The 21,376-nt window shown below is 54.9% G+C and carries 22 protein-coding genes and 1 pseudogene; 8 read left to right on the plus strand and 15 right to left on the minus strand.

Going from position 1 to position 21,376, the window contains the following annotated elements; translation table 11 throughout:
- Nucleotides 1-23: 23 nt before the first annotated feature.
- The 8 genes from FJV47_RS03155 to coaA all read right to left on the minus strand — a co-directional run bounded on the left by FJV47_RS03155 (nt 24) and on the right by coaA (nt 7,476).
- Nucleotides 24-1,499, minus strand: a complete 1,476-nt coding sequence (locus FJV47_RS03155) for a GH32 C-terminal domain-containing protein (protein ID WP_159609911.1) — start codon at nt 1,497-1,499, stop codon at nt 24-26.
- A gap of 334 nt (nt 1,500-1,833) precedes the next feature.
- Complete coding sequence (gene tsaD / locus FJV47_RS03160) at nt 1,834-2,904, minus strand: tRNA (adenosine(37)-N6)-threonylcarbamoyltransferase complex transferase subunit TsaD (protein WP_159609913.1); 1,071 nt, start codon at nt 2,902-2,904, stop codon at nt 1,834-1,836.
- Nucleotides 2,901-3,380, minus strand: a complete 480-nt coding sequence (rimI, locus tag FJV47_RS03165; RefSeq protein WP_159609915.1) for a ribosomal protein S18-alanine N-acetyltransferase — start codon at nt 3,378-3,380, stop codon at nt 2,901-2,903. The genes tsaD and rimI overlap by 4 nt, the downstream gene beginning before the upstream one ends.
- Entirely contained in the window at nt 3,377-4,054 is a 678-nt protein-coding gene (tsaB, locus tag FJV47_RS03170) for a tRNA (adenosine(37)-N6)-threonylcarbamoyltransferase complex dimerization subunit type 1 TsaB (protein ID WP_159609917.1), read from the minus strand. Before tsaB ends, rimI begins: the two co-directional genes overlap by 4 nt.
- Nucleotides 4,047-4,625, minus strand: a complete 579-nt coding sequence (tsaE, locus tag FJV47_RS03175) for a tRNA (adenosine(37)-N6)-threonylcarbamoyltransferase complex ATPase subunit type 1 TsaE (RefSeq protein WP_235026316.1) — start codon at nt 4,623-4,625, stop codon at nt 4,047-4,049. The genes tsaB and tsaE overlap by 8 nt, the downstream gene beginning before the upstream one ends.
- Nucleotides 4,618-5,817, minus strand: a complete 1,200-nt coding sequence (alr, locus tag FJV47_RS03180) for an alanine racemase (RefSeq protein WP_370514898.1) — start codon at nt 5,815-5,817, stop codon at nt 4,618-4,620. Before alr ends, tsaE begins: the two co-directional genes overlap by 8 nt.
- Nucleotides 5,818-5,961: 144 nt before the next feature.
- Nucleotides 5,962-6,360 carry a large conductance mechanosensitive channel protein MscL gene (mscL, locus tag FJV47_RS03185; RefSeq protein ID WP_159609921.1) on the minus strand — a complete coding sequence of 133 codons (399 nt, stop codon included), beginning with the start codon at nt 6,358-6,360 and terminating at the stop codon, nt 5,962-5,964.
- A 123-nt stretch (nt 6,361-6,483) separates the two neighbouring features.
- Nucleotides 6,484-7,476, minus strand: a complete 993-nt coding sequence (gene coaA, locus FJV47_RS03190; protein WP_370514900.1) for a type I pantothenate kinase — start codon at nt 7,474-7,476, stop codon at nt 6,484-6,486.
- 135 nt (nt 7,477-7,611) lie between these two features.
- On the opposite strand from coaA, the gene glmS reads away from it, so the two are divergent.
- The 3 genes from glmS (at nt 7,612) to FJV47_RS03205 (ending at nt 11,528) form a co-directional block, all read left to right on the plus strand.
- Nucleotides 7,612-9,483 (plus strand): glutamine--fructose-6-phosphate transaminase (isomerizing), encoded by a 1,872-nt coding sequence (glmS, locus tag FJV47_RS03195; RefSeq protein WP_159609923.1) that lies wholly within the window; start codon nt 7,612-7,614, stop codon nt 9,481-9,483.
- An 87-nt stretch (nt 9,484-9,570) separates the two neighbouring features.
- The gene (locus FJV47_RS03200) at nt 9,571-9,921 is read left to right on the plus strand and encodes a holo-ACP synthase (RefSeq protein WP_159609925.1); all 351 of its coding nucleotides are present in this window, start codon (nt 9,571-9,573) and stop codon (nt 9,919-9,921) included.
- Between the two features lie 80 nt (nt 9,922-10,001).
- Nucleotides 10,002-11,528 carry an NAD(P)H-hydrate dehydratase gene (locus tag FJV47_RS03205; protein WP_159609927.1) on the plus strand — a complete coding sequence of 509 codons (1,527 nt, stop codon included), beginning with the start codon at nt 10,002-10,004 and terminating at the stop codon, nt 11,526-11,528.
- 68 nt (nt 11,529-11,596) lie between these two features.
- On the opposite strand, the gene FJV47_RS03210 is transcribed toward FJV47_RS03205, so the two are convergent.
- The 5 genes from FJV47_RS03210 to truA form a co-directional block, all read right to left on the minus strand.
- On the minus strand, nt 11,597-12,967 hold the full coding sequence (locus FJV47_RS03210; protein ID WP_159609929.1) for a UDP-glucose/GDP-mannose dehydrogenase family protein: 1,371 nt from the start codon (nt 12,965-12,967) through the stop codon (nt 11,597-11,599).
- A gap of 147 nt (nt 12,968-13,114) precedes the next feature.
- Entirely contained in the window at nt 13,115-14,461 is a 1,347-nt protein-coding gene (glmM, locus tag FJV47_RS03215; protein ID WP_159609931.1) for a phosphoglucosamine mutase, read from the minus strand.
- A 183-nt stretch (nt 14,462-14,644) separates the two neighbouring features.
- Entirely contained in the window at nt 14,645-15,145 is a 501-nt protein-coding gene (rpsI, locus tag FJV47_RS03220) for a 30S ribosomal protein S9 (protein WP_159609933.1), read from the minus strand.
- 38 nt (nt 15,146-15,183) lie between these two features.
- The gene (gene rplM, locus FJV47_RS03225; protein ID WP_159609935.1) at nt 15,184-15,627 is read right to left on the minus strand and encodes a 50S ribosomal protein L13; all 444 of its coding nucleotides are present in this window, start codon (nt 15,625-15,627) and stop codon (nt 15,184-15,186) included.
- Between the two features lie 328 nt (nt 15,628-15,955).
- Nucleotides 15,956-16,891 carry a tRNA pseudouridine(38-40) synthase TruA gene (gene truA, locus FJV47_RS03230; protein ID WP_159609937.1) on the minus strand — a complete coding sequence of 312 codons (936 nt, stop codon included), beginning with the start codon at nt 16,889-16,891 and terminating at the stop codon, nt 15,956-15,958.
- Nucleotides 16,892-17,056: 165 nt separating this feature from the next.
- On the opposite strand from truA, the gene FJV47_RS03235 reads away from it, so the two are divergent.
- The 5 genes from FJV47_RS03235 (at nt 17,057) to FJV47_RS03255 (ending at nt 19,689) form a co-directional block, all read left to right on the plus strand.
- Complete coding sequence (locus tag FJV47_RS03235) at nt 17,057-17,494, plus strand: hypothetical protein (protein ID WP_159609939.1); 438 nt, start codon at nt 17,057-17,059, stop codon at nt 17,492-17,494.
- Nucleotides 17,481-17,972: a hypothetical protein gene (locus FJV47_RS03240; RefSeq protein WP_159609941.1), complete on the plus strand. Its 492-nt coding sequence runs from the start codon at nt 17,481-17,483 to the stop codon at nt 17,970-17,972. The genes FJV47_RS03235 and FJV47_RS03240 overlap by 14 nt, the downstream gene beginning before the upstream one ends.
- 37 nt (nt 17,973-18,009) lie before the next feature.
- Complete coding sequence (locus FJV47_RS03245; RefSeq protein WP_159609943.1) at nt 18,010-18,483, plus strand: hypothetical protein; 474 nt, start codon at nt 18,010-18,012, stop codon at nt 18,481-18,483.
- A gap of 109 nt (nt 18,484-18,592) precedes the next feature.
- Complete coding sequence (locus FJV47_RS03250) at nt 18,593-19,087, plus strand: hypothetical protein (protein WP_159609945.1); 495 nt, start codon at nt 18,593-18,595, stop codon at nt 19,085-19,087.
- Between the two features lie 161 nt (nt 19,088-19,248).
- Entirely contained in the window at nt 19,249-19,689 is a 441-nt protein-coding gene (locus FJV47_RS03255) for a hypothetical protein (RefSeq protein WP_159609947.1), read from the plus strand.
- A gap of 108 nt (nt 19,690-19,797) precedes the next feature.
- Here FJV47_RS03255 and rplQ read toward each other — a convergent pair.
- A pseudogene (rplQ, locus tag FJV47_RS03260) lies at nt 19,798-20,259 on the minus strand (50S ribosomal protein L17); the annotation flags it as partial.
- Between the two features lie 85 nt (nt 20,260-20,344).
- The gene (locus tag FJV47_RS03265; RefSeq protein ID WP_159609949.1) at nt 20,345-21,346 is read right to left on the minus strand and encodes a DNA-directed RNA polymerase subunit alpha; all 1,002 of its coding nucleotides are present in this window, start codon (nt 21,344-21,346) and stop codon (nt 20,345-20,347) included.
- Nucleotides 21,347-21,376 lie beyond the last annotated feature (30 nt).

Here is a 21,376-nt window from a genome sequence, read left to right on the forward strand (position 1 = left end):
TGGATGGCTGGCGATTGGCGTCGTCAGGCCGAAGGAGTGAAGGCTCTGCTTTCAGTGGCTACATCGGCGCTTGACCCGCTGTCACGCGTTGCGATGGTGAACTGGGAAATGGTGACCGCGCCTTCGCCAACAAAGGCTCCGGCCCGACCGGTAGGTCGGTCATACAGTCGTGTACTCAGAACCGTTGCATCATCCAGGGTTGCGACACAGAGGTTCCCGTCAACAATGACGTCTAGCTCGTGCGAGCCCGGGCCGATCAGGCAGGGCCGTTCGAGTTCAATGGCAAAGGGCACGTCTCCGTTGATATGCCATTGTTCTGGACCTGGAACCCGGCGAGGCCAGCGGTCCAAGACCAGTCGATTTCGTTGTGGTTCTAGCTTCAGGGCGTATCCTTCATCGCCGTCGGCGCTAGCCCGCAGCAGAACTCCTACCTCCCTGGTACCCTCTTCGATCTCAAAGTGAGCACGTAGCCGGAAGGAAGATGAGGTGTCTTCTTGTGTGACTACATCCGCGTAACCATCCAGAGCTACCAAACGGGTTCCTGCGCTGAAAGCGGCTTGTTCTTCTTGGAAAGTTGAACGCAGTTCCTGTGGCGGGTGGAAGGCCAGGGTTCCGTCTTCTCGTTGTTCAGCTTCCAGAACCGAGAGCGTTCCTGCCCACTGCCAGGCGCCGGCGTCACAGGAATTTTCTTTTGATGCAATCCATCCAAAGAAAAATCGACGTCCATCACGTTCAGCAGACTTGGATGCGTAGTAAGCCCGTCCATCCAAGGTGTCGTATTCAGGGACAATCCACGGACCGTTCAGGCTACGTGCCATCCGGTAGCGGGTGGTGAATGCATCACTGAATTCCGAATAGACGAGATACCACCAGCCTCCCCACTGGAAGACCTCTGGGCATTCATGGGCAATGTAGCGTCGAGGATCCCAGAAAGGTTCTATTGGTTCCCATGTAGAGAGATCTGTAGAGGTGCACTGTGCAATGACTCCGCGTCGTCGCTCTGCACCGCTATTATGGCGGGCTGTGATGAGCATGCGCCACAGGTCTGACTCGGCATCCCAAAATACGTATGGATCTCGCCAGTCACCGGACTCGTAGCCAGTCGTTGCTCCGAAGGTATCCTCAGGGTGACGCTGCCAAGATTTCATTCCGTCGGTGCTGGTTGCGTGCATCGCGAGCTGCAATGGACGACCATCTTCACCAAGGCGGTTTGGGTTCTGCCCGGTGTAGAACGCATGATGTTTTCCGTTGGCGTCTAGGACAATACTGCCGGTGTAGACGTTGTAGTCATCAGCTTCTAAACCACCGGATGCGATTGATTCTCCGGTTTCGCGGAAATTCACAACGTCATCGGTCAAGATACGATGCCATGGCATGCCGCCACCAGATGCTCCACGGTCTTCATGGAGATAGAAGAGATGGAAGGCTCCGTCTTCTTGCCACGGAATAACATCGCCTACCCACGCTCCATTGGGCCGGTAGAACCCTTGTGCTGTCATGACTTGCCTGTCTTTAGGTTAATCGGTTAAGCACTAACCCTAGTGGCGCTAGTCACATTTGGTCAACCGGTTAAGCAAAGTTTTCTTTGACAGTTTTTTGAGGGTACAAAAGCATGGGGTGCAACCTGGGAATGGTCATTTCTCAATCATCCGTCCAGGTGAGTCCCCTCATCTAAGAACGCGTTCGCCGGCTCAGCGACAGTACGGTTTCTACACAGCGGTTCTACCAACAACAGATGCAAAACGCCTCCGTTCCTACGCTGAGAAACGCAGAAACGGAGGCGTACTAAAGATGTCAACGACAATATTGTTGTCGCTACGAAATCGGCGCAGACTAGCTCAACACAATATTGGTCACCGGCTGCGATGAGTCTGTGGCGAATTCCAGTCCAGATGGTGCAACACCGGCTGCAACCAGCTGCGCCCCAAGGGCAGCAACCATACCGCCGTTGTCGGTGCACAGGCTGAACGGTGGAACCACCAGTGTGATATCTGCAGATGCACAGCGTGCTGCGAGCAGTTCTCGCAGACGAGTGTTGGCCGCTACTCCTCCACCAAGAAGAACAGTTTTTAGCCCTTCCTCTTGCATCGCCCGGACAGCCTTAGAGGTAATGACGTCAACTACGGCTTCTTGGAAGGACGCGGCGATGTCTGCCACCGGCACTTCTTCTCCGTTGGCTTCAAAGTGTTCAACACAGCGCGCTACTGCGGTCTTCAGTCCCGAGAAGGAGAAGTTATGGCGGTGCTTGCCAGGATTCTCTTCACTGCCCACAAATTTAGGCAAGGTCAGTCCTCGTGGGAAACGGAAGGCCTTCCGGTCTCCGTCCTTGGCCGCCTTATCAATGGCCGGACCGCCTGGGTATCCGAGTCCAAGCAACCGAGCTGTCTTGTCATAGGCTTCGCCCGCCGCATCATCAATGGTAGAGCCTAATAACTGCACGTCATTGGTCAGCGAGGCGACCTTCAAGATTTCGGTGTGTCCACCAGAAACCAACAACGCACCAAAGGTTGGCGGTAGGACGGTTCCTTCAAGAACACCGACGCCAACGTGTGCCACCAAGTGGTTGATACCGTACAAAGGCTTGTCGGCAGCCAACGCCAACGCCTTCGCGGCAGAGACACCAACCATCAAGGCTCCTGCCAGTCCTGGTCCGCTGGTCACGGCAATGGCATCAATGTCATCCAAGGTCAGTTCCGCAGTATCCAGTGCAGACTGCAAGGTTGGGACAAAAGCTTCCAAGTGTGCGCGGGCCGCGATCTCTGGAATCACGCCACCAAAGCGCACGTGCTCATCCATGGAGCTGGACACAGCATTGGCCAGCAGCTTGTTGCCACGCACAATGCCTACGCCGGTCTCATCACAAGAGGATTCAATGCCTAGAACAATAGGATCTGTGGTGCTCATGCGTTTGGTTCTTCCTCTTGTCCCTGACCGGCGTCCAATTGCAGCCTCATGATCAGTGCGTCTACGCCACCCTTGTAGTAGCCCACGCGACGGTGAATGGTTACAAACCCCATGGATTCATACAGTCCAATAGCGTTGGGATTATCAAAGCGGACTTCCAACATGACATCCAGCGCTTTTCGTTCTCGCGCGGTGTCAATGAGCAAGGTCAGCAACTTACGGCCTAGGCCTCGTCCCTGAAATTCAGGACTGATGGCAATGGTCTGCACATCACTAATCGGCAGCACCGTGCACAATCCCGCATAACCAACAACCGTGCCGTCGTTTTCGTACACCCAGTAGTTGCGGGTTTCAACTTGAGCCAGTTCTGATTCAAAGGCAGCAACAGGCCATGCATCTTCAGGGAAAAGTTCGGTCTCTAGCTGGTGAACTGCGGGAATATCGCTGACGGTCATTTCACGCAAAGTCACGCTCATGCTTTGACCTGCTTCATGAAGGCAGGAACTTGGGCGTCAGACTCGCGAAGATATTGTGGCGCGGTGTCGCTCAGATCCTTGCCTGCAGCCAGATCAGCAATGCCACGCAGAGCAAGATTCGCGGCATCCGCGATCCACTCAAATGACTGTTCCTGTGGCTGAGCACCGGCAGCTTGAAGCTGTTCCGTGTACAGCCCGGCACCTACACCAAAGACCGAGAGCGCTGGCAGCGTCGAGGCGGAAGCAACATGTGGTCCGTCAAGGATTTCGCCGATCTGGTTATAGCGAGCCCAGTACACTTCCTTGCGCCTGGCATCAGAAGCAACAATGAATTCTTCTGGTACGTTGCCAGACTGGACAGCTCGCTCTGCGAGCGCGTGCAGAGACATGACACCGTGGACCGGTACATTCCAGACGAAACCAAAGGTACGGGCCGCAACGAGTCCGGCGCGTAGCCCGGTGTAAGGACCTGGGCCCACGCCGACAAAGATACCATCTAGGTCTTTGCCCTTTACAATATTCTCCGCCAGAAGATCTCGTACGTATACGGACAGGGTTTCGGTCTGGTCGTTACCTTTAGGCGAGGTCTTCTGGGCGATAACTGAACCAGTAGCGGAATCTACCAGTGCTACCGAGGTATGCGCCGAGGTGTCAATTGACAGATAGTTAGGCATGTTTCTCTCCGGAGTGCTGTGCCGAGATTACGGACAGCAAGTTTTCTTTCAGTTGAGCAAAGTTGTTTGCATCCCAGCGCGGGCCAATTGCCTTGAGCGTGAACTCTCTTGGCTCATCCAATTCTTCTTCGGATTCTTCCCACGGATTTTCTACAGTCGACGTGTTGACTTCGCGGTCTAACTGAATTTCTAGACGTGAGTCGGTCAGGTGCTCAACCTTGCCTAGTCCCCACTCAACAACGGTAACCGAGTCAGCCAGCGTTGATTCTAGGTCTAGGGTGTCTACGTCGTTTTGGTCCTTGAGGCGATAAGCATCCACGTGGATCAGTGTCGGTCCATCACCAAGGGACGGGTGCTGGCGAGCTAGGACGAAGGTCGGAGAAATGATTCCTTCGCGTACGTTTAGTCCTATACCCAGCGATTGGGTCAGCGTGGTCTTCCCTGCGCCCAAGGCACCAGTGAGGATTACTAGATCTCCAGCTTTCAGCCCAGCGCCCAGCGCTTGGCCAAGGGCTTCGGTCTGTGTCAGGTCAGTGAGCTGAATCGTAATTTCTTGGTTGTTCTCACTCACCGGCTTCACCCCAGCTACCTTCAACATAGAAGCGAGGCACACGAGGCGAGATGCGGGTAACAACTTCGTAGTTGATGGTGTTGGAGGCATGCGCCCAGGTGTTCACCGATTGCCCACCTGCGCCGAAGATGATCGCCTCTGCACCAAGGAGGTCGGCCGGATCAATCTCTGGTCCCAGGTCAATGACGCACTGGTCCATGGCAATGCGTCCGCGCACAGGGTAACTACGTCCATTGACGGTCACAGGAGCACCGGTGGCGATACGAGGAAGTCCGTCGGCGTAGCCCATCGGAATCAGGCCAAGATAAGTTTCACCTTCGGTTCTGTAGTTCAAACCGTAAGAAACACCTTGGTCAGCGTGGACCTTCTTGACGTTAGCAACGCGGGTAACAACCTTCATCGCTGGGTGCAGGCCCAGGCTCTCGGGCGAGTCATTTTCGAACGGGCTCAAGCCATAGAGTCCAAGGCCCAGGCGCACCATGTCATGGTGTGCATCTGGACGCGACAAGATGGCAGGAGTGTTAGCGATATGGCGGACTTCTAGGTCAAAACCAGCAGCTTCTACCATCTCGATAGCCTTGCTGAACAGGGCCAGCTGCTCATCAGTTTCTGGGCGCTCCGGTTCATCAGCCACTGCTAGGTGCGAAAACAGACCGACCACGCGCAACAGCCCTTCTTCTTGGAACTCGTTCGCACGGTTCAGCAAATCAGGGAAGGCATCCATGGTGGATCCGTTGCGACCCAATCCGGTGTCAATCTTCAAATGAATACGTGCTGGGGTTTGCACGGAGCGCGCAGCGGCAGCTACGCGTTCTAATTCCCACCCTGAAACGCCAAGATCAAGGCGGGCATCAACGGCAGCCTCAAATGGAGTGTCTTCGGTATGCAACCAGGCCAGGATGGGCGTTTCGAGTCCTGCTTCGCGCAGGACGAGTGCCTCGGTGACGTGCGCGCAGCCGAGCCAGCTCGCACCGCCTTCTACTGCTGCTTTTGCTACTGGAATTGCGCCGTGGCCGTAAGCGTCGGCTTTGACGACGGCCATTACTGCGGCTGGAGCGACGACGTCAGAAATCTGCTTAACGTTGTTACGGATGGCCGAAAGGTCAATTACCGCCCGGCGTTCAAAACCGTTGCTCTGCGCATTCTCGGTGCTGGGGCCCATGTTGCTTTCTTCAAGCGCTTCAGAGTTCACCTATTTATCTTCCCACTTTTCCGCCCGCGTTGCTGTGATACTGCCTGCGCCGTACGGCACATCTGTTAGTTAAAGCTAGAAGAGACGGATCAAAGCATTTTTCAATGCTTCAATCCGTCCCCTAGAAACGGTTGAATGGATCGTTTAGCGCAGGTTCTTCAGTTCGTCGCGAATCTGCTCCAGGATAGCCAGCTGTGGGTCCGGCTCTTCCTCTGCTTCTTCTTCGGTCAGGCCACGGCGAGCTGCAAGCTTCTCGTTGACCTTCTGCATTGGCAGTACCAGTGCGAAGTAAACAGCAGCAGCGATGAGCAGGAAGTTAACAAGTGCGGTCAGGAAGACGCCGAACTTGATATCTACACCGTTGATGTTCAGCAGCAGGAAGCTGTCGAAGTTTGGGGAACCCACCAATGCAGCGATCAGTGGCATCAAGATGTTGTCTACAAGAGCGGTAACTACGGCGCCGAAGGCAGCACCGATCACAACAGCAACGGCCAGATCGACAACGTTGCCCTTCATAATAAAATCGCGGAAACCTTTAAGCATGTTTAGAGCATACACAGCCTGAGCACAGGATCAAGCGCAAATCTCCAAATGAAATCCTTAAATTCGGAAAACTCTCAGGTTGTGTTTATTTGCTGGAATCTTTGACGCCTCAAGAACTTCAGGCTAGATCTTACGCAAAAGCATGCGGCGTACCGAGTGATCCGCAGATTTGCGCAGAACTAATTGCGCACGTCCTCGGGTGGGCAACACGTTTTCTTTCAGATTGGGCTCGTTGATTCGCTTCCAAATGCCGTGAGCCGTTTCACGAGCTTCTTCGTCCGTGAGTAGTGAGTACTTATGAAAATAGCTGGCCGGATCTGCGAAAGCGCCGGAGCGTAGACGCATGAACCGCTTGATGTACCACTCTTCAATGTTGCTCGTGCGGGCATCCACATAAACCGAGAAATCGAAGAAGTCACTCAGAGCCAAACCAACGGTTCCATCAGAACGCGTACGGGCTGGCTGCAGAACGTTCAGTCCCTCAACAATAAGTACCTGCGGGCGACGCACAACGTTGTGTGCCCCCGGAACAATGTCATACGTCAGGTGCGAGTACACCGGTGTACTTACTTCTGGCGCCCCTGACTTCACGGCAGAAACAAACCTCAGCAACGCACGACGGTCGTAGGATTCCGGGAAACCTTTACGGTGCATGATCCCCCGGCGTTCAAGTTCAGCGTTGGGGTACAAGAATCCATCGGTGGTAATCAACTGAACGTCAGGGGTCTGTGGCCAGCGGCGCAACATTTCCTGCAATACGCGGGCGGTGGTTGATTTACCTACGGCAACAGAGCCGGCCACACCAATCACGAATGGCGTGCGGGTGGTCTGCTCACCAAGGAATGTAGTTGTAGCCTGGTGTGTCGCTCCGGCGCCTTCGACGTAGAGATACAACAGGCGGCTCAGTGGCAGGTAGACGTCCCGTACCTCTTGCAGGTCCAGTTCATCACCAAGGCCACGAAGGCGTTCAATGTCAGCTTCGTTTAGTGGCTGCTCCATTTGGTCAGAGAGCCGCGCCCAGGTCTCGCGTTCAAGATCTACAAACGGCGAGATGGGTGTTTCAAGTGTTCCGTGTGGTTCCACAGGGTCAAATTCTGCCAAGAATATGCTCCACATCCCAATTAAGGGGTGCGGGCAGCTGCCTCCGATGCCCGCTTTCTCCCCTTGAGAGTGAGTCACACCATAGCGAATATTGAGTGCTCAAACACGATTATTCCCATCGATGGGCAAGTACCCGGTAAGATTTTTCTCATGTGCGGAATTGTTGGATATGCAGGAACCTCGAGCTCAGTCGCCGACCACGGTGCCCTCGACGTTCTAATTGAAGGTTTGCGTCGGTTGGAATACCGCGGTTATGACTCGGCTGGTGTCGCAGTTGTTGCTGATGGCGCTATTCATGCTCGGAAGAAGGCCGGCAAGCTGGTCAATCTCGAGAACGAAATTGCTGAAGCTCCACTGCCTAAGTCAATGACTGGCATTGGACACACCCGTTGGGCAACCCACGGTGGGCCAAGTGATGGCAACGCCCACCCACACCTCGCCGATGGTGGCAAGCTTGCCATGATCCACAACGGAATTATTGAGAACTTCGCCGGCATTAAGGCAGAACTGGTGGCTGATGGCGTCACTTTCCTGTCTGAAACCGACACCGAGGTCGCCGCAGCTTTGCTGGGCAAGCTTTACACCACCGAGGCCAACGGGGATCTCACCCGTGCCATGCAGTTGGCAGTAGCCCGCCTTGAGGGTGCGTTCACTTTATTGGCTGTCCACCAGGACCACCCGGGTGTTGTTGTGGCTGCACGCCGCAACTCGCCATTGGTTCTTGGCCTTGGCGATGGCGAAAACTTCCTGGGCTCTGACGTTTCCGGCTTTATCGACTTCACCCGTCGCGCCGTGGAACTGGGCCAGGACCAGATTGTCACCATCACCCCAGACACCCACTCCATCACTGACTTCCAGGGCAACCCTGCAGAAGGCAAAGAATTCACCGTTGACTGGGACGCAGCCAGCGCTGAAAAGGGCGGCTTCCCGTCCTTCATGGAAAAAGAAATCTTTGACCAGCCTGCCGCTGTGGCAGATACCCTCTTGGGACGTTCAGATGCCGATGGCCGTCTGACCCTCGATGAGCTGCGTATCGCCCCTGAAGAACTGGCTCAGATTTCAAAGATTGTTGTGCTTGCTTGCGGTACCAGCGCTTACGCCGGTTCCGTAGCTAAGTACGCTATCGAGTCCTGGTGCCGTATCCCAGTAGAGGTCGAGCTCTCCCACGAGTTCCGTTACCGCGAACCAATCGTGGACGAGAAGACTCTGATTGTCTCCATCTCCCAGTCCGGGGAAACCATGGACACCCTGATGGCTGTACGTTACGCCAAGGAACAGGGCGCGAAGACCATGTCCATCTGTAACACCAACGGGTCCACTATCCCGCGTGAATCAGATGCAGTTCTCTACACCCACGCTGGCCCAGAAATTGCAGTGGCTTCCACCAAGGCATTCTTGGCACAGATCACCGCTACCTACCTGTTGGGTCTGTACCTGGCGCAGCTGCGTGGCAATCTGTTCCAGGGTCAGATCAAGGACATCCTTGCAGACCTGGGCAAGATCCCTTCCAAGATTCAGGACATCCTGGATCGCGCGGATGAGATCAAGGATCTGGCACGAAGCATGTCCGAAGAAAGCTCGGTACTGTTCCTGGGCCGCCACGTTGGTTACCCAGTAGCTATGGAAGGCGCCTTGAAGCTCAAGGAAATTGCCTACATCCATGCTGAAGGCTTCGCCGCTGGCGAGCTGAAGCACGGTCCTATCGCTCTGATTGATGACGGCCAGCCAGTGTTCGTAGTGGTTCCTTCCCAGCGTGGACGCGACTCCCTACACTCCAAGGTTGTCTCCAACATTCAGGAAGTTCGCGCACGTGGTGCAAAGACTTTGGTTGTCGCAGAAGACGGCGATACCGCGGTCAAGGACTTCTCCGAGTGGGTCTTCTACGTTCCTGAAACCCCAACCCTATTGATGCCTCTGCTGGCCACCGTGCCACTGCAGCTCTTCGCTTGCGAACTGGCTTCAGCTAAGGGCTACGACGTAGACCAGCCACGTAACTTAGCTAAGTCGGTGACTGTGGAGTAATCCACCAAGCATCGTCTAAATTGCGGGCATCCTTGATTGGATGTCCGCAATTTTTATGCCCGCGCAACGCTGGATAAACTGGAGAGCATGATTGCAGGTATTGGAGTGGACATTGTTGATGTGCCACGGTTTGGCCGACAGCTTGAGAAGACTCCGCGCCTGAAAGAACGTCTCTTCACTCTTGAAGAACGAAATCTCCCACTTCGTTCCCTCGCGGCGCGTTTTGCAGCCAAGGAAGCCATTGCCAAGGCGCTGGGCGCACCGGTGGGAATGAACTGGCAGGACTGCACCATCCGCAAGGACGAAGCCGGAGACCCGCAGGTCCACAACACCGGTTCAGTAGCCGCCGCTAGCGAGCAACGCGGAATCAAATCATGGCATCTGTCCATGTCTCATGATGGGGACATGGCCATCGCCATGGTTGTCGCTGAACGCTAGTCGCTCGACACCCAATTAATAAGCGACACGTTGGAGACTAAATAGGGCTTCCCGCAGCTGATTTGAGTATTGTTTGACTTATGATCTCTGTCTTTAGTGTTGCGCAAATTCGCGGGGTGGAAGCCCAAGAGATTTCCAAGCGTGGTGAAGCTTCGCTCATGAAGCATGCCGCCTCTGAACTGGCCTCGATAGCCAATCATATGCTGGCTGAAAACCTTAGCTCAGAGCCAGCGTTTGTTATCGGTCTCATTGGCCCTGGTAACAACGGTGGCGACGGCCTTTACGCACTAGCAGAGCTTCAGCAGCAGAACATTTCCACGCTGGCACTGCAGTACTCCGATCAGGTACACGCTGAAGCCGCCGCAGCTTACAGCGCAGCCGGCGGAACGCTCACCGACTTTGCTGACGGAGCGAACGAGCTAGCCAATGCCTCGCTAGTTATAGACGCCATCTACGGCCTTGGCTACCGTGCAGGATCCCCACTTCCCCAGCTTCCTGCCAACGTGCGTGTGCTGGCCTGCGATGTACCGTCCGGCCTAAATCCTGAGACTGGTGAAGCAGAAGATAACGTCTTGCGTGCAGAACGCACAGTGACGTTCGGCGGAATGAAGTCAGGTCTATTGACCGGGGACGCTCCATTGGTGACCGGTGAGATCACGGTTGCTGACCTTGATTTTGATTTCTCATCCATCGCACCAGCTACTCAGTTGGTCGACGAGGGCACTGCCATCGAACTGTTGAACCAGCACCGTTCATGGAGAGACGCAGCGCGGCACAAATACCAGCGTGGAGTCTTGGGCCTCATCGCAGGTTCTGAGCTTTACCCCGGTGCTGCCCAGCTGACGGCCAAGGCTGCTGTGTCTTGTGGTGTGGGCATGCTGCGCACCCACGTGCCAGAAGCCATCCAGCCTTTGGTTGCCTATTTGGTTCCAGAATCTGTGCCGTTGGATGATCAGCAGATCAAGGAAGCCTTATCTTCATCACGCCGTCAGATTCACGGCAAGGGTGCCAAGATTTCTGCGTGGGCTATCGGTCCTGGCCTTGATGGACGTACTCCCCCGACCGGTGTGATCGCTGAGGTCTTTGCCAGCCGCCAGCCGGCAGTCATTGACGCCTCCGGTCTAGAAGTTGTTCCAGCTGGGCCGAGTGAGCAGCCACGAGTACTGACCCCTCACGCTAAGGAACTGCAGATGCTGCTCAGCCGTGCTGGCGTGAAGGTCAGCCCAGATGAGATTGCCCAGGACCCAATTCGTTGGACCCGCTGGGCTGCGCTGGCATACAACGCAGTGGTTCTGCTCAAAGGTCCAACCAACTACATCGTGGCCCCTAACGGCAGCAGCTTGATCGTCACCCCGTCAGCGCCTGGACTTGCCACTGCGGGCAGCGGAGATGTCCTTACTGGCATCCTTGGCTACTTGCTTTCGGACAGCTCAATCACCGGGACTCACGGTGTTCGGACCGTACCTAACGCGCGCATCATGGAACTTACCGCCTGTGCTGCAGTGATCCACGGTCAGGTAGGACAAGCCGCTGCCGAAGAGGGACCTGTCAGTGCTTCTAAGCTAATTGACTTCCTTCCTCGGGTTATGAAGCGCTTCGGGTTCTAGAAGTTCGTCCGAAGAACCAAAAATGCGGTTGTCCGAAAGGACAACCGCATTTTTGATAGCAAGTGAATCTAGGACTGAACAGGTACCTGCCCGGTCGCCACGTCGCTAGCGCTCAGCTCAAAGTACTCTCCCGGGCCGGTCATGATCCAGCCCTGCTCGCGCCAAGCCGGACGGTCCAGAACGTTACGGCCATCAATAAGCATCTTCGACGCAACCACTTCCCCAAGCTCGTTTGGATCCAAGTCGCGGAATTCCTGCCACTCGGTCAGTACCAGCGTGAGGTCTGCATTGCGCGCTGCTTCCCTGTGCGAATCTACGTAGTTCAATCGTGGGAAACGTCCGGCAGCGTTCTTATTACCCTCTGGGTCATAAACCGAAACCTCGGCACCCGCGTTATACAGACGTACAGCGATATCCAACGCTGGTGAGTCTCGCACGTCATCACTATCCGGCTTGAAGGTCACGCCCAGGACGCAGATGTGCTTACCTGCGAGGTCATTGCCAAGCATGTGGGAGGCAAGGGAAACCACGCGGTCTCGACGGCGCAAGTTGATCTGATCCACTTCGCCTAAAAAGCCCATGGTCTGATGCAGTCCAAGCTCGCTCACGCGCGCTTGGAGGGCACGGATGTCCTTTGGTAGGCATCCACCGCCAAAGCCCACTCCTGCGTTCAGGAAACGGCGTCCAATGCGCTTATCGTGGCCAATAGCATCAGCCAGGGTCTTGATGTCACCACCGACAGTTTCAGTTACCTCGGCGAAGGCGTTGATGAAAGAAATTTTGGTGGCCAAGAAAGCATTGGCGGCGACCTTCACCAGCTCAGCAGTCTCAAGATCGGTAACAATCTCTGGGACATCCAAAGCTAGGACAGGTGCGTAAACTTCACGGATCAAATCCAGGCCACGCTCTTCCACAAAGCCATAAACCAGACGGTCGGGACGAAGGGTATCGTTCACCGCGAAGCCTTCGCGCAAGAACTCAGGGTTCCATGCCAGGGCAATAGAGCTTCCTGGCTTTGTGTTCTGTTCAATTCTTTCGTTCAGTCGTCGGGCAGTACCTACCGGCACGGTGGACTTGCCGACAATCAACGCGTCCCCGGTGATGTGTGCCAGCAACGAGTCGACGGCACCGTCAACATAAGACATATCTGCAGACTGCGAGTCCGCACGCTGTGGGGTGCCCACGGTAATGAAGTGAATATCTGCGTTGGCGGCTACGTCAGCGTAGTCGTCGGTGAAGCGCAATCGTCCGGAAGCTACATGCTTGCGCAGAAGCTCGGGCAGACCCGGTTCGTGGAATGGCAGGATACCTGCGGCCAGCGCGTCTAGTTTGGCTTTGTCTACATCGACGCCGATGACTTCATAGCCCAGTTCAGCCATGCAGGCGGCATGGGTTGCACCGAGGTAGCCGGTGCCGATCACGCTGATGCGTAGAGTCACGAAAGTCCTTCTCTCCGAGAACACAAACCGATGTCAGTTTCTACTAGTTAGCATGCCACACCCCCGCAGCGTGTCCTGACGTGGAACACAGTACGGGGGTGTGAGTTTTCTTGATATTTACGAGTTAGACGCTGTAAGACTTCTTAGTTACAGCGAAAGGTACTGCTGAACTGATGCCGCTAGGGTTTCGGCTTCAGCCTGAGCCTGCTCTTGTGTGGCTGCTTCAACCATCACACGAACCACTGGCTCGGTTCCCGATGGACGCAGTAGCACTCGGCCGGTGGAGCCCAAACGCGCTTCGGCTGCAGCAACATCACGCTGCAGTGGCTCGTTCTCTGGGGCGGCCGCTTTGTCAACGCCGCGGACGTTAATCAGAACCTGTGGCAATACGGTCAGTACCGCTGCCAGTTCCTTCAACGACTTGCCGGTGGCCTTCACACGGGCTGCAATCATCAGACCGGTCAGGACGCCGTCACCGGTGGTTGCATGCTTGGAGAAAATCACGTGGCCTGACTGCTCGCCTCCCAGCGAGTAGTTTCCTTCGTGCATTCCTTCAAGTACGTAGCGATCCCCTACGCCGGTCTGCTTCAGGGTGATCCCTGCAGCCTCCATAGCCAGCTTCAAACCGAGATTACTCATCACGGTGGCAACCAAGGTGTTGTCCTTGAGCTCTCCGCGGTCCTTCATATCCATTGCCATGATGGCCATGATCTGATCTCCGTCTACAACGGAACCTTCATGGTCCACTGCCAAGCAGCGGTCAGCGTCACCGTCGTGGGCGATACCTAGGTCTGCACCGTTCTCTAGTACGGCAGCCTGTAGCTTTTCCAGGTGGGTGGAGCCATAGCCGTCATTGATGTTGATGCCATCTGGATCAGCGCCAATAACAACCACTTCAGCACCGGCGGCCTTGAAGACCTCTGGCGAACATCCCGATGCTGCACCGTGGGCGCAGTCAAGGACTACCTTCAAACCGTCCAAGCGGTTGGGAAGGGCCTGCAACAGGTGCATGATGTAGCGGTCTTCTGCGTCAGCAAAACGTGCAACACGTCCTACTTCGCCAGCCGTTGGGCGGGGCTTAGGCATCTTCAAACATGCTTCGATGGCATCTTCGAGAGAGTCATCAAGCTTCTTGCCACCGCGAGCCAAGAACTTAATACCGTTATCCGGAGCCGCGTTGTGCGAGGCAGAAATCATGACACCAAAATCAGCGTCTAGATCTCCGACCAAGAATGCGGCTGCTGGAGTTGGTAGCGTACCGGCATCCATCACATCCACGCCTGAGGCGGCCAAGCCGGCCTCAATAGCTGCGGACAGGAAGTCACCACTGATACGCGGGTCCTTAGCCACGACAGCGACAGGCCTACGCCCATCCTCTGACTGACTCAAACCCAGCACCACAGAGGCTGCCTGCGCCAATTCCAACGCTAACTCGGGAGTTAACAGTTCGTTTGCTTTTCCTCGGACCCCATCGGTCCCAAATAACCTTGCCATCGTGTTCAATCATAAGCCCTCTGCTTCGATTTACCCGTGTTTCGATGGCGCAACGGACAGGCAATGAGGATTCTTGACTACAGATATGAAGTAGAACTAGCCAAATCGCTCTGCTTAACGGCCGAAGGCCCCAACTTCCCTCGCGGGGAGTTGGAGCCTTCGGGATAAACCTTGAAGTAAGGTTTAGCGCTTCGAGAACTGCGAAGCCTTACGTGCCTTCTTAAGACCAGCCTTCTTACGCTCGATGACGCGTGCGTCACGAGTCAAGTAGCCAGCCTTCTTCAGGGTTGCGCGGTTTGCATCGCGGTCGATCTCGTTCAGCGAACGTGCGATACCCAAACGAAGTGCACCGGCCTGGCCGGAAATGCCGCCACCGTTGATACGAGCGATAACGTCGTAAGCACCTTCAAGACCAAGGATCTTGAATGGCTCGTTGACGTCCTGCTGGTGCAGCTTGTTAGGGAAGAAGTTCTCCAGGGTGCGACCGTTAACGGTCCACTTGCCGGAACCTGGTACCAGGCGAACGCGAGCAATAGCCTGCTTGCGACGGCCAACTGCTGCACCTGGAACGGTCAATGGAGCACGCTCGGTGTCAGCAACTACTGCCGAAGCAGAGGTCTCAGTGGTGTAGGTCGAAGGGGTTTCGCCTTCAAATTCAGTGGTTTCTTCAGTGTTCTGAGCCACGATAATCTCCTATTAAGTATTTCTTCTCGGGGCCAGGACTACTGAGCGACCTGGGTGATTTCCAGTGCCTTTGGCGACTGAGCAGCGTGTGGGTGCTCGGCGCCGCGGTATACCTTCAGCTTCGAGAGCTGAGCGGCAGACAGCTTGTTCTTAGGCAGCATGCCCTTGATAGCCTTCTCAACAGCCAGAACTGGGTTCTTCTCCAGCAGATCTGCATAGTTGATGCTCTTCAAGCCACCTGGGAAACCGGAGTGGCGGTAAGCGCGCTTGTTCTCAAGCTTCTTACCGGTCAGTGCAACCTTTTCTGCGTTGATGATGATGACATGGTCGCCCATGTCCATGTGTGCAGCGAAGGTTGGCTTGTGCTTGCCGCGCAGCAAGGTTGCGGCCTGGACGGCGAGACGGCCAAGTACTACGTCGGTGGCGTCAATGACAAACCACTGACGAGTCTGGTCAGCCGGCTTTGGGGTGTACGTACGCACAGTAATTGCCTTACGTTGATTCGTTTCTGGTCAAACAGTCGCTTGCATGCTGACGGCGGTGAGATCCACCAGCGGCTTGCACTGTCGTGTTGTTCTTGTGTTTAGACCAGTACGTCAGGTGAGGACTGATGATAACCGGCCGTCCATATAGTGTTCGCACACCCAGCAGACCAGCGACTATGCAACTAAGCCGTCACGCTTGGGCGTGTAGTGTCGAACGTGGACATACACAACTCATAAAAGTTTAGCGGATTAAAGTGTTTCCGGCCAAAAAAGCATCACGGTCGTGAGCAACAACACCCTTAAGATCCCGGGGTTCGTCAGCCCTTTAGCCCTGAGTCGGCCCTTGTTCCACTTCATCATCGGTGCGCCGAGCGCGCGTCTGTAGCGCACGGGCTGCCAGCTCGTCAGCCTCTGGATAGTAGACCTCTTCGAGGACCAGCGCACGAGGGTGTGACAGCTTTGTCTTGGAGTCACGGACCATCTGTTCCAAACGAGTTGCCAAGAAGCCTGGCTGCTCACGCCCATCCCCCACCATCATCGCTGCCCCAATTAATGCGCGCACCATATTGTGGCAGAAGGCATCTGCTTTCAAGTGCGCCAAAATCAGACCATCGTCACCGCGGGTGAAACTGAACTCCTGCAATGTACGAATGGTTGTCGCATGCTCGCGAGGCTTGCAGTAAGTCAGAAAGTCATGACGCCCAAGCACCGTCTGAGCTTCCCGGTTCATCGCTTCAACATCTAGCTCTTCGCGGTGCCATGTGGTCAGGTGCCTGGTCAATGGATCCCAACGGTGCTGACCATCAGCGATTCGGTAAGAGTAGCGGCGGGCCAAGGCGGAGAAGCGTGCGTCAAAACCTTCAGGCGCGCGTCGGGCCTCGTGCACCCATACCGCACCTTCTTGTCGACCAAGGATTCCATTGATACGGCGGACCAATGCAGGGCCTGGCTCTAGCGACGCTTTGCGAGGTAGCCCCTCATGCTCTTCTTCGGTGAGATCAAAGTGAACTACCTGTCGGCGCGCGTGCACTCCTGCGTCGGTACGGCCGGCAACGACTACCCGTACGCGCCGGCGCACAATCATTTCCAAAGCTTCTTCGACCAACTGCTGCACGCCGGTGACATTTGGCTGGCGAGCCCAGCCGTTGTAGGCGGCGCCGTCATATCCGAGCACCATCTGCATCCGGACCCAGGCGGGTGTTTGAGCGGTCCCCAGTGAGGTGGTTCCCATTGGATCAACGAAGTCAGGCTGCGTGCTCATAGGTTCAATTATGCGTGGTGATTCACCGGGCTCGCCAATTACACGAGTCTGAAAAGTTGCTCGTAATGCTTGTGAGTCAGATAACTCTGATATGTAGAGTAACGGACAAAGGTCATTTCACCTACTTGTCTTGGCCTTTCATCATCACTACGTTCGGAGAAACCCATGCTCAAGAAGATCGTTACTACCGCGGCGGTAGTCGCACTAGCCTCCTCAGCGCTGACTGGCTGCTCATCAGGCAAGCTATCAACCGAAGAATCTTGCACGTTCATGAATGACAAGGCCAAGGAATTGGGCCTCAAAGACAAGATGGAAGGCGCTACGAACCAACTGGCGACAGGTAACACGGATAGTTACAGCTCCGTAATGGACGAGGTCACCAACATCATGAAAGATGCAGCAGAAAAGACGGAGGACGATAAGCTCGCTGACGCGTTGAACGCAGCGGTTGAGGATGCCAACAAAGCGCAAGCCATCTTGACCGACGAGAAACTAAGTCTGCAGGAAAAGTCAGTCAAGATCCAAGAGTCGCAATCTCAAGATTCCGAAGACAAGATGGCCTACCTTGACCAGGCATGCCCGAATATGGATGGCTTCGAGTAGGATCCCACCACCCACTCATTCCGTTAGGACTTCCCCTACGATCAAAAGAACTGGAACCACTATCGCAGTCCTCTCACTGGTTATCGCCGGCCTGACCGCCTGTGCCCCCGAGAAACTCTCAACTGAGGAAACCTGCACGTACCTCAATGACAAAGGCAAAGAAGCCGACATCGCTCAGAAGCTGGATGAGGCCGGTGCTAAATCGTACGCTGGCGATTTCGAGACTGTGAAGGCTTCGTACGAAGAGTATTCTGCGATACTCAAGGATTCGGCAGGAAAGACCGAAGATACTCAACTTGCAGATGCCATGAATGCGGCCGCCGGATACGGTAACCAGCTTTCAGAGATCCTAACTTCAGAAGACCTGTCGATGATGGAAAAATCTAGCCAGGCTCAAGCACTCAATACGGCCGACGCAAGACAGCGGTTGGCATATATGGATGAAGCCTGCCCTAATTTAGATGGAGTGCGCAAGTAACCGCCCCTGAATCCTCCACTTAGGTGTGGGAAACAAGATGTTCCAGAAGATTGGCGCGACCGCCGCCCTCATTGCGCTGGCTACCTCATCCCTTACTGGTTGCACGCCTGAAAAGCTATCAACCGAAGAGACGTACACCTATTTGTCAGACAAAGCTAAGCAGGTGGGTTTGGCACAAAAAATCAAAGAGGGCCAGTACCAGGTCATGCTCCACGGCAGCTACGACGGCATGAAAGCTCTTAATGCTGAACTCATCGGGCTCTTAGACGAAACCGCCGAGCAGACAGACGACCCAAAGTTCTCCGAAGCTCTTTACGCGCAATCTGAATACTACGGCCAGAGTTCGCCAATCTCGAACGACGAAAATCTCAGTGAACAGAAAAAGAACCAACGGCAACAGAAGATTGATTCTACTCCGCATGATAAAGTAGTTCGCTACTTAGATGAGGCTTGCGCTAACGCTGAGCCGCTGTTCTGGCTCAACGGATCCCCCTCATCCTTGCGCCCTTGATACTTTTCCACAACCATAAAAGCAAGATCCTCAAACAGTTCGTACCCTGAGGGCATACCAGAACAGCCTTCTGGTCCTGCACAGCATCGGCGCGAACAGAGGAAACAACATGTTGAGGAAAATTGGAACCGTATTTGTTCTGTCATTGACCTGCCTGACCGGTATTACTGCATGCTCTGCAGCCAAAGTTTCAACCGAGGCGTCGGACTCGCGGACACACGAAGCAAAACTGACCATCCAGGAAACCTGCGCGCTACTAGATGAACTAAGCACCCAGCACAGCAGTAGGCAGGAACGCCGAATAGCCGATATGGCACTCATGGCGAAAAATACTCAGCCGATGATCGAATTTCTTGAGACAACGATCTTCATATTTGACGAAGTTGCTGGTCAGACGGGCGATAACAGCATGCGAGCCGCATTACTTGCCTCGAGCAACAATTTCCAACTAATCCTAGACGTCTTCAGATCTCATAAGTCCGATGATTCCATTCTTTCTGCCGAGTTAAAAGCGGTAGAGCGCCGACTCGACCCGACATCGATGCCCTATCTAAAAGCCTCATGCCCGGGATCAATTGTTAATCCAAATACTGACGAACAATAATAATTCGTTCTACGCGCTCAGGTTGGAAAATACCCTGTGACTTGATGATGGTCGAAGACGTGCCCGGCAACATTACCCTTCAAGTTTATGTAGGCTTTAAGCATTGTCGGCTGAGCTCCCCCGAGCACCGTCGGATCATCATCACTACACCAAGGACATCCATGATCAAGAAGGTCTCTGCGACCCTCGCCCTCCTGGTGCTTTCGGCCACCATCGTCACTGGTTGCTCGTCCGATAATTTGAAGACTGAAGCAACGTGCGACTACATCAATGAACAGGTCATAGAAAAGCAGCTACTTGAACGCTCGGATCAGATGAGTGAAGACATCATTGATGGCAATACCAAAGCCTATGCCGGCATCATCGATGAGTTCTCCTCGATTCTCTCTGATGCTGCCGAGAAGACTAACGATAAGAAGCTGGCCAAATCCTTGCTTGCTGCCGCCGATCAGAACACGCAAATTGCTGCAGTCATGGCGACCGGCACTTCGGCCAATGTCTTCGAGATCGATCAGAAGCTCACCGCCCTTGAGGACCAGAACGCTTCCGAAGACGCTGACCTGCTAAGCGAGAAATGCCCGTACATGCAAAACTTCAGCTGACCAATACTTCGATAAACGAAAAAGATTCCCGCTGGTTCCTTACGGATCCAACGGGAATCTTTTGTTTCACCCTTTCAGGTGAGTGAGCGTTAGCTCGAAGGGGACTTATGCCTCTTCGGTAGCCTCGGCCTCAGGTGCTTCAGCAGCCTTCTCGGTAGCCTTGGTGGCTTCCTTGACAACGGCCTGCTTTGGCGAAACTGGCTCCATCACGAGCTCGATAACTGCCATAGGAGCGTTGTCGCCCTTGCGGTTACCGATCTTGGTGATGCGGGTGTAGCCACCCTCGCGGTTTGCCATTGCTGGTGCGATGTTCTCGAACAGTTCGTGAACGATCGACTTGTTAGTGCGCGAACGCGAAGCGATGACGGCCTGGACGCGGCGACGCGATGCCAGGTCTCCGCGCTTTGCGAAGGTGATCAGGCGCTCTGCGTGTGGACGCAGACGCTTGGCACGGGTAAGGGTGGTGGTGATCTTCTTGTTCTCGAAGAGCTGTGCCGACATGTTAGCGAAAATCAATCGCTCATGTGCTGCACTGCCGCCGAGACGCGGACCCTTTGTAGGGGTAGGCATGGTGGTTCTCCTAGATGAATAACCCGTCCTGCACGAAACTTATCGTGTAAGCGGATGAAGTAGTGTGTCGCGAGACGCTAAGTCTTTACAGACCTTCGTCGTAGTCGTCGCCGTCTTCGAGGGCGCTACGAGCAGCTAGATCAAAGCCTGGAGGGGAATCCTTCAGGGCCAGACCCAGTTCAACCAGCTTGGCCTTGACTTCGTCAATGGACTTCGCACCGAAGTTACGGATGTCCATCAAGTCTGCCTCGGAGCGAGTAACGAGTTCACCCACAGAGTGGATGCCCTCACGCTTCAAGCAGTTGTACGAACGAACGGTCAGTTCCAGATCTTCGATCGGCAGTGCCATGTCTGCAGCCATAGCTGCATCCGTTGGCGATGGGCCGATTTCGATACCCTCAGCTGCGGTGTTCAGTTCGCGGAACAAGCCGAACAGTTCAACCAGGGTGGTACCTGCGGATGCAACTGCATCGCGAGGTGCGATCGATTCCTTGGTCTCAACGTCAACGATCAAACGATCGAAGTCGGTGCGCTGCTCAACACGGGTAGCTTCCACGCGGAAGGTTACCTTCAGAACTGGTGAGTAGATCGAATCAACTGGGATTCGGCCGATCTCGCCGTCGATGTTCTTGTTCTGAGCTGCTGACACATAGCCACGGCCACGCTCAATGGTTAGTTCCATATCGAACTTGCCATTGGCATTCAAGGTAGCGATGTGCAGATCAGGGTTGTGGAACTCCACACCAGCTGGTGGGGTGATGTCCGCTGCAGTAACGATGCCTGGGCCCTGCTTGCGCAGGTAGGCAACAACTGGCTCGTCGTGCTCGGAAGAGACCGAAAGGTTCTTGATGTTCAAGATCAGTTCGGTAACGTCTTCTTTGACACCGGCTACGGTGGTGAACTCGTGCAGTACTCCGTCAATACGAACGCTGGTTACAGATGCACCAGGGATCGAGGAGAGCAGGGTACGGCGAAGCGAGTTACCAAGGGTGTAACCAAAGCCTGGCTCCAGTGGTTCAATTACGAACCGGGAGCGGTTATCGGCAACTACTTCTTCGGTCAGGGTTGGGCGCTGCGTAATGAGCACTTACATTTCCTTTCAGCGAGCGTCCGCTAT

Source organism: Glutamicibacter sp. JC586, from assembly GCF_009805585.1.
GTDB lineage: Bacteria > Actinomycetota > Actinomycetes > Actinomycetales > Micrococcaceae > Glutamicibacter.

Coding starts and splice junctions, on each gene's coding strand:
- FJV47_RS03245 (WP_159609943.1), top strand. CDS start 18,010: ATGTTCCAGAAGATTGGCGCGACCGCCGCCCTCATTGCGCTGGCTACC.
- tsaD (WP_159609913.1), bottom strand. CDS start 2,904: ATGAGCACCACAGATCCTATTGTTCTAGGCATTGAATCCTCTTGTGAT.
- glmM (WP_159609931.1), bottom strand. CDS start 14,461: ATGGCAAGGTTATTTGGGACCGATGGGGTCCGAGGAAAAGCAAACGAA.
- glmS (WP_159609923.1), top strand. CDS start 7,612: ATGTGCGGAATTGTTGGATATGCAGGAACCTCGAGCTCAGTCGCCGAC.
- tsaB (WP_159609917.1), bottom strand. CDS start 4,054: ATGCCTAACTATCTGTCAATTGACACCTCGGCGCATACCTCGGTAGCA.
- FJV47_RS03200 (WP_159609925.1), top strand. CDS start 9,571: ATGATTGCAGGTATTGGAGTGGACATTGTTGATGTGCCACGGTTTGGC.
- FJV47_RS03205 (WP_159609927.1), top strand. CDS start 10,002: ATGATCTCTGTCTTTAGTGTTGCGCAAATTCGCGGGGTGGAAGCCCAA.
- coaA (WP_370514900.1), bottom strand. CDS start 7,476: ATGTGGAGCATATTCTTGGCAGAATTTGACCCTGTGGAACCACACGGA.
- FJV47_RS03235 (WP_159609939.1), top strand. CDS start 17,057: ATGCTCAAGAAGATCGTTACTACCGCGGCGGTAGTCGCACTAGCCTCC.
- FJV47_RS03255 (WP_159609947.1), top strand. CDS start 19,249: ATGATCAAGAAGGTCTCTGCGACCCTCGCCCTCCTGGTGCTTTCGGCC.
- mscL (WP_159609921.1), bottom strand. CDS start 6,360: ATGCTTAAAGGTTTCCGCGATTTTATTATGAAGGGCAACGTTGTCGAT.
- FJV47_RS03250 (WP_159609945.1), top strand. CDS start 18,593: ATGTTGAGGAAAATTGGAACCGTATTTGTTCTGTCATTGACCTGCCTG.
- truA (WP_159609937.1), bottom strand. CDS start 16,891: ATGAGCACGCAGCCTGACTTCGTTGATCCAATGGGAACCACCTCACTG.
- FJV47_RS03155 (WP_159609911.1), bottom strand. CDS start 1,499: ATGACAGCACAAGGGTTCTACCGGCCCAATGGAGCGTGGGTAGGCGAT.
- rimI (WP_159609915.1), bottom strand. CDS start 3,380: ATGAGCGTGACTTTGCGTGAAATGACCGTCAGCGATATTCCCGCAGTT.
- FJV47_RS03240 (WP_159609941.1), top strand. CDS start 17,481: ATGGCTTCGAGTAGGATCCCACCACCCACTCATTCCGTTAGGACTTCC.